Consider the following 6,998-nt stretch of genomic DNA (forward strand, 5'->3'; position numbering starts at 1 on the left):
AATGCGCGACAAGGTTCGCACCAACCTCAAATACGGCGTCGACCTGATCAAGACCTGCTCGACCGGCGGGGTCTTCTCCAAGGGCACGACCCTCGGGGCCCAGCAGGGCACGGTTGAGGAACTGACCGCCATCGTCGAGGAGGCCCATGCCCGCGGCCTGAAAGTTGCCTCCCATGCCCACGGCACGCAGGGCATCAAGAATGCGCTGATGGCCGGGGTCGATACGATCGAACACGCCTCAATCCTGGACGATGAAGCCATCCAGATGGCCAAGGATGGCGGCACGTGGCTGTCCATGGACATCTACAACACCGAATACACGCTGGCCGAAGGCGAAAAGAATGGCGTCCTGCCGGAATCGATGGACAAGGAACGCCAGATCTCGCAGCTGCAACGCGACAGTTTCCGCGATGCGGTCGAGGCCGGGGTGAAGATGGTGTTCGGCTCGGACGCCGGCGTCTATCCGCACGGCGACAATGGCAACCAGTTCTCCCGCATGGTGACCTATGGCATGACGCCGATGCAGGCGATCCAGGCGGCGACGATCAATGCTGCCGATGCGCTCGGCAGGAGCGGCGAGCTGGGCTGCGTCGAGACTGGCTGTGCTGCAGACTTTGTTGCGGTTTCAGGTGACCCGCTGGATGACATGCAACTGCTGGCCGATGTGGACTTCGTCATGAAAGCTGGCACGGTCTACAAGCAGGATGGCGAGCCACTTCCCTTCTAGGAAATAGAGCGGCCGCCTCGACGACGATTGACAGGCGATTCCCAGCTTGCCTTTGTCATTACTGCTGTTCAGGATGCAACCTCAGGTAAGCAGAGGTGCGAGCATGTACAGATATTTCAGCCTATTCGCCTTTCTCTTTGTATCATCCGCCCTCCCGGCCATGGCACAGCAGACCGAAATGCCTATTCTCTTCTCGGTCGGGACTTCTTGCAGCGACGCAGAAAGCTACGCCACAAACTATCCTGAGAAGGCAAAAAGCGTCGGCGTGCAGACATTGCTTGGCCTGGCCGCAGAGACCTGCACCCTGCCGGTTGGAGATATCACGCCTGCCGAGGCTGAAGATGCTCTTGAGGACAAACGCATCGCCTGGGATATGCGCGGCGACACGCTGACATTGTATGCACGAAGCGAAAAAACGCCGATTGTCTGTTGCTCGCTGCACTCGCCGGACTGGACCTCGCTTTCCGAGGATGACCTCTGGGCGACCCGTCTGCGCATGACGAATCTGCAGCAGTCCATGCTTCATTTCTTCATGATGGGCGACGAGGATGAAACGGAACTCTCATGGCGCGGGCCAGATGCCCCCGCTGCCCTGCCCTTCACGACCAATCCCGATACGCCACTGGCAGGGACGGTTTTGGAAGAAACGCTGGACAGCCCGCAACTGAACGAGACGCGCAAGCTCAGCATCTATCTGCCGCCTGATCATGACCCAAATGGCAACTGGCCAGTTCTCGTTCTCGCGGATGGGGAAGAGGCCGATTACTATGGCCGCTTGGTAGAAGAACGGACACTGTCCGGTGAGGTAAGGCCATTTGTCGTCATCGGCCTCCACTCGGGAAGTGACGCAATCGTACACGAAAAGACCTTCGACTTTGATGTGCGGGCTGGCGACTACCTGCCGGAATATCGGGATGCGCCAGAGCGTTTCGACGCACATCTGGAATGGGTCACCGAGACCGTTCTGCCCTGGGCGAGAGAGGAATTCGGGGTCACAACGAAGACGAGTGAAACTGTTGTCGCCGGAAAATCGAACGGGGCTGTTTTCGCGCTTCAAGCCGCGCTTCTGCGCCCGGACGTCTTCCGGCACGCTATAGTAATGTCACCTGGCTATATGCCTCTTGCTAGCACGCCAGATACGGGCGGCAAAAAGGCCCGTTTCCTTATCTCAGCCGGGACGTACGAACCGAGCTTTTACTACTCCGCCGATGCTGCGGTCCGCACCCTTGAGGACGCCGAGTACGATGTCAGCTTCCGCCCGTTCTATGCGGGCCACTATATCGACCAGTGGGATGTCGCCTTGCACGATGCTCTGGCCGAGACGTTTCCGCCCGGCGAATAAGTGCGCCGCCCTCTTCACCGTGGCGTCGATAACCGCTGAGAGGCCAACGGAGATTACAGGCTTCAAACCTGATGACGCCCGTGTCATCTTATGCGGATGGAAATTCCGTCTCCCACTACTATCGCCGCGCCGGCCTTCGTGCTGGCGGTGATCTGGGAGTGGTGGGCAGTCAAGACAGGCCGCGCCAATGGCAAATATGAGACGAAAGACGCCATCACCTCTCTGGTGATGGGCACAGGCAATCTGGTCGTGAACACGCTGACGGGCGCGGTTGCGCTCTGGATGATGCTGCTGCTCTGGAAGTATCGGCTCCTGGACATTCCAGTGACCTGGTGGAGCGGTATCCTGCTCTTCGTGCTCTATGATTTCGTGTATTACTGGAAGCATAGGCTCGCGCATCGCATGCGCTGGTTCTGGATGGAGCATGTCACGCACCATTCCTCGCTTCACTACAATCTGACGACCGCGCTGCGCCAGCCCTGGTTCGGCCCGTTTACCGGCCTGATCTGGCTTGGCGTGCCACTGGTGCTGACCGGCTTCCACCCGCTCTTCATCTTCTTCGTCGCCAGTCTCAATCTCGTCTACCAGTTCTGGATCCATACAGAGGTCATCGGCAAGATGCCGGGCTGGTTTGAGGCGGTGATGAACACCCCGTCGCACCACCGCGTCCACCACGGCATCAATCCGCGCTATCTCGACACCAATTATGCCGGTGTTTTCATCATCTGGGACAGGATGTTCGGCACCTTCGTGCCTGAGCTTGAAAGCGACCCGCCGGTTTTCGGGATCGTCAAACCCCTTGAGAACTATAATCCTGTCGTCGTCGCCTTTCACGAGGCGGGCGGTCTGGCGCGCGACTGCTACAGAGACGGCCTGCGGCCGGACCGCTGGCTACGCCGCTTCATCAACGGCCCTGGCTGGCAGCCGAACGGTGAGCATAATCGCTCTGCCGAGCTGAAGGCGGCTTATGTCGCCGAGCACCCGGACCAGGCCGGTACGCCGGGCCTGCCGAAGGCCTGACCTCGCGGCACACGGTCAGGCGCCGATCGCCTCGATGACGTCGACACAGCTTTTAGCGCACTCGGCGCATTCGGTATGGTGGTCGGCATGCTTGTCGCACTCGGCCTTGCAGAGCTCGCACGTCTCCTTGCAGACGGCGAGCAACTCATCGGTGAGAGGGCTTCCCGAGGTGACGAAGGTGATGGAAGCATCGCAGATCGCCGCTGTCTCGCGCACCCGCCGTGCACAATCGGCCATGCTGGTATCGCCGGTCTGCATCACGTCAATGCAGACTGAGTGGCAGATCTCGCTCATCGCCTTGCAATGCAAGAGCGCATGAAGCGTTTTGTGATTGATCTCGGTCGACATCATCATGTCGTGATCGCCGCCATGCTCGTGATGCTCATGAGAGGTGTCGGCGCCCGCATCTGCAAGGCCTGCCCCTGCCGCCGAGAGGCCAAGATTGCCGCAGGAAGCGACCCCGCCTGCCGAGCCTACCGCCCCGACAAGGACGCCGCGCCGTGAAAGTGTAGGTGTTGCCATGATTCATCCCTCCAGATTCGCGTCAGACACGAAGTAGCGCACTTTCTTTCGCCTTGTGCAAGGCGACGCCCGGCTTACGCTACGTCGGGAATGGACGAGGGCGAGCAGGTTGCTACAACGGCCATAATGATCGCGCTGTATAAAGCGCTGCACGTTGAGGGAGATAGAGACTGATGCATCCGTGCCAGCACGCGAAGACGCACCCGGACAAACCCGCCTATATCATGGGCAATTCCGGCGAGGTGGTAACCTTTGCCGAGTTGGAGAGCCGGTCCAACCAGATCGCGCACGCCTTTCGCACGCTTGGCCTCAAGACTGGCGACACGATTGCGGTCTTCGCGGAGAACACGCCGCGCTATTTCGAGATCTGCTGGGCCGCCCAGCGCTCTGGGCTCTATTTCGTCTGCATTTCCTCGCGCCTGACCCCGCCGGAAGTTGAATACATCATCAAGGATAGCGGCGCCCAGCTCCTGATTGCGTCTGCCGGTTTGAAGGATGTGGCCGGCAAAGTGAAAGCGGTTACGGACTGCAAGGCCTACTGGTCGATCGACGGGCCAATAGAAGGCTATGAACCGCTTGAAGGCGTGCGCGCGAGCCTGCCTGAAACACCGATCGAAGATGAGCGCGCCGGCACCGACATGCTCTATTCCTCTGGCACGACGGGCCGCCCGAAAGGGATCCGCCCGCCGCTGCCGGAAGAGCCGAAGATCGACGCGCCAAACGCCCTGATCACGATCGCGCAGGCGCTGTTTCGCGTGAAGCCGGAGGGTGTCTACCTGTCGCCGGCTCCGCTTTATCACGCCGCGCCGCTGCGCTGGTGCATGACCATGACGCGGTTCGGCAACACGCTGATCATCATGGAGAAATTCGACCCGGAGACATTCCTCGCCCTGGTCGAAAAGCACAAGGTCACCCACTCCCAGCTGGTGCCGACCATGTTCGTGAAGATGCTGAAACTGCCTGAAGAGGTCCGCACCAAGTATGACGTCTCAAGCCTCGAGGCCGCCGTCCATGCCGCCGCGCCCTGCCCGATCCCGGTCAAGGAAAAGATGATCGAGTGGTGGGGGCCCGTCATCGAGGAGTATTATGCCGGCTCTGAAGGCAATGGCATGACCTGGGCCAATTCAGAGCAATGGCTCGGCCACAAGGGCACCGTCGGCTTCCCGATCTGGGGCGAGCTTCACATCTGCGACGAAGACGGAAACGAAGTCGCCGCTGGCACGGAAGGCCAGATCTATTTCGGCGGCACGCCAACCCCGAACTATCATAACGACCCTGAGAAGACGAAGGGCGCCCTCAATCCCAAACATGAAGACTGGTCTTCGCTCGGCGATGTCGGCAAGGTTGATGAAGATGGCTTCCTTTACCTCACCGACCGCAAGGCCTTCATGATCATTTCCGGCGGCGTGAACATCTATCCGCAGGAAGCCGAGAACATCCTCATTACTCATCCGAAAGTGGCTGACGTCGCCGTCATTGGTGTGCCGGATGAGGAGTTTGGCGAGCAAGTGAAAGCCGTCGTCCAGCCGGCCGAAGGCATCGAGCCGGGCGAGGCGCTGGCCGAAGAGCTGCTCGAATTCTGCCGCTCGCAGCTCGCCAAGATCAAATGCCCCAAATCGGTGGACTTCGACCCGGCCCTGCCGCGCCACCCGACCGGCAAGCTCTACAAGCGTCTCGTCCGCGACCGCTACTGGGGCAAGTCAGGCTCACGCATCGTCTAGGCCACGCCTGCCGCCGCGCTTGCACATCAGACATTTCCCGCGCAAGACTGCGCGACAACAAGATTGATATCTCAAGGAGGACCCACCCATGGCAGACCCTAAAACAGTTCACTATAACGATCTGGAATCCATCGCCGGCAAGGAAGTCGGCGTGTCCGACTGGCACCTGATTGATCAGGACCGCGTCAACATGTTCGCAGACGCCACCGGCGATCATCAGTGGATCCATGTCGATGTCGAACGCGCCAAGAAGGAAATCGGCGGCCCGATCGCCCACGGCTTTCTGACCCTGTCGCTTCTCCCGATGCTGGGCGCGGAAGTGTTGCGCGTTGAGGGCACGACGCGCGGCATCAATTACGGTTCCGACAAGGTCCGCTTCACCAATATGGTGCCGGTCGGCTCCAAGGTCCGTCTTCGCCAGAAATGCCTCGCCATCGAAGAGAAGGCCGGCGGCAAGCAGATGCGAATGGAAGCCACAATCGAGATCGATGGCGCAGAGCGCCCTGCCCTCGTCGCTGAAACGCTGACCGTGCTCTACGGCTGATACGCCGCTTCAACCAGACGGTCACACCCATTCCGGGCCCGGATCTGCAGAGCCCTTCTGCCGATCCGGGCCCGTCTTGCTTTTGCCTCAGATGGGCTCAAAGATGCGCGTCGAGGAGCCTGTTTTTGAGGGGATAGTCATGAAACACAGTCTTAAACTGAGCTGTGCGAGCCTGGCATTTGCTGCGCTTGCCTTTGGGGCCCAGGCCCAGACCGCCGGGCCGGGCGATATCGATTTTGGCGACGATTCAGGTCTCTGGGCCAATGATGGCGAGTGCGACGACCCGCGCTTCGAAGGGGTCGGTGCCACGGACGTCAAGGATGACGCTGACCTGATGGCCGACGCCAGCGACTGCCGGGCAGCCTTTCTTGCCGGATCGGTCATCCTGTCTCCGGCGACGACCGAAAGTCCCCCTGCCAGCGACGGCCCACTTCTGAATGCCATGCCGCCGCGTCCATCGTCATCGTCGAACGCCCTGTCGACCGAGACCGGGACTGATACCGAGACCGATATCGACTATGGCGATGATGAGAGCTTCTTTGCAACGGATGGCGAATGCGACGATGCCCGCTTCATCGGCGCCGCCATGGCTGAACCGCCACTCCTCGCGGACGATATCGGTCATGATGCCAGCGACTGCAAGGCCGGCTTGGATGGGGGCGATCTGCGCCTGCGCGGCGAGGGGGACCCCTCTATTGAAGAGGTGACCGAAGAGATCGACCTTTCGGCTGAGGACCAGGCCCTGCTGGACGAGCTCGCAGTGCTCTTCGAAGATCTGGAAGATGCCGACATGACCGTCGATCCTGCCGATTTCGACGATCCGCCCGAAGATGGCCTCATGTTCAATGGCGTCAATTTCGGCGACAATGCCAGCGACTGGTCGAAGGACGGGGAGTGTGATGACCCGCGCTTCACCGGCCAGGGCCAGACCGAGACGACACTGCTCGCATCGGATGCCTTTCATGATGCCGATGATTGCCTGGCCGCCTGGAAGGCGGGCGACCTCGAACTGGCCGAGTTTTAGGGCCTGATCGCTGGATCTTTGTGAGGTTGCAGAGCCGCGCGCCTTTTTCGTCGCCGGCCTGCAACCTATATCTGTGGGGAAACAGATATACAGGAGCC

General features: G+C 60.3%; 7 protein-coding genes. 6 read left to right on the forward strand and 1 reads right to left on the reverse strand.

The window, feature by feature from the left end:
- The 3 genes from WA989_RS02845 to WA989_RS02855 form a co-directional block, all read left to right on the forward strand.
- On the forward strand, window positions 1-727 hold a 727-nt coding region (locus WA989_RS02845; protein WP_424339012.1), incomplete at its 5' end, for a metal-dependent hydrolase family protein.
- A 103-nt stretch (window positions 728-830) separates the two neighbouring features.
- A complete protein-coding gene (locus tag WA989_RS02850; protein WP_424339013.1) occupies window positions 831-2,069 on the forward strand; it encodes an alpha/beta hydrolase in 1,239 nt (412 codons plus the stop codon).
- 90 nt (window positions 2,070-2,159) lie between these two features.
- A complete protein-coding gene (locus WA989_RS02855; protein WP_424339014.1) occupies window positions 2,160-3,089 on the forward strand; it encodes a sterol desaturase family protein in 930 nt (309 codons plus the stop codon).
- A 15-nt stretch (window positions 3,090-3,104) separates the two neighbouring features.
- Here WA989_RS02855 and WA989_RS02860 read toward each other — a convergent pair whose 3' ends face one another.
- The gene (locus WA989_RS02860) at window positions 3,105-3,611 is read right to left on the reverse strand and encodes a hypothetical protein (RefSeq protein ID WP_424339015.1); all 507 of its coding nucleotides are present in this window, start codon (window positions 3,609-3,611) and stop codon (window positions 3,105-3,107) included.
- 173 nt (window positions 3,612-3,784) lie between these two features.
- On the opposite strand from WA989_RS02860, the gene WA989_RS02865 reads away from it, so the two are divergent.
- The 3 genes from WA989_RS02865 to WA989_RS02875 all read left to right on the forward strand — a co-directional run bounded on the left by WA989_RS02865 (window position 3,785) and on the right by WA989_RS02875 (window position 6,900).
- Window positions 3,785-5,332, forward strand: a complete 1,548-nt coding sequence (locus WA989_RS02865) for an acyl-CoA synthetase (RefSeq protein WP_424339016.1) — start codon at window positions 3,785-3,787, stop codon at window positions 5,330-5,332.
- Between the two features lie 88 nt (window positions 5,333-5,420).
- A complete protein-coding gene (locus tag WA989_RS02870; protein ID WP_424339017.1) occupies window positions 5,421-5,876 on the forward strand; it encodes a MaoC family dehydratase in 456 nt (151 codons plus the stop codon).
- Window positions 5,877-6,015: 139 nt separating this feature from the next.
- Window positions 6,016-6,900 carry a hypothetical protein gene (locus WA989_RS02875; protein WP_424339018.1) on the forward strand — a complete coding sequence of 295 codons (885 nt, stop codon included), beginning with the start codon at window positions 6,016-6,018 and terminating at the stop codon, window positions 6,898-6,900.
- Window positions 6,901-6,998: the final 98 nt, after the last annotated feature.

Origin of the sequence: Henriciella sp. (assembly GCF_049649345.1) — a bacterium.
Taxonomy (GTDB): Bacteria; Pseudomonadota; Alphaproteobacteria; order Caulobacterales; family Hyphomonadaceae; genus Henriciella.

Coding starts and splice junctions, on each gene's coding strand:
- WA989_RS02850 (WP_424339013.1), top strand. CDS start 831: ATGTACAGATATTTCAGCCTATTCGCCTTTCTCTTTGTATCATCCGCC.
- WA989_RS02855 (WP_424339014.1), top strand. CDS start 2,160: ATGCGGATGGAAATTCCGTCTCCCACTACTATCGCCGCGCCGGCCTTC.
- WA989_RS02860 (WP_424339015.1), bottom strand. CDS start 3,611: ATGGCAACACCTACACTTTCACGGCGCGGCGTCCTTGTCGGGGCGGTA.
- WA989_RS02865 (WP_424339016.1), top strand. CDS start 3,785: ATGCATCCGTGCCAGCACGCGAAGACGCACCCGGACAAACCCGCCTAT.
- WA989_RS02870 (WP_424339017.1), top strand. CDS start 5,421: ATGGCAGACCCTAAAACAGTTCACTATAACGATCTGGAATCCATCGCC.
- WA989_RS02875 (WP_424339018.1), top strand. CDS start 6,016: ATGAAACACAGTCTTAAACTGAGCTGTGCGAGCCTGGCATTTGCTGCG.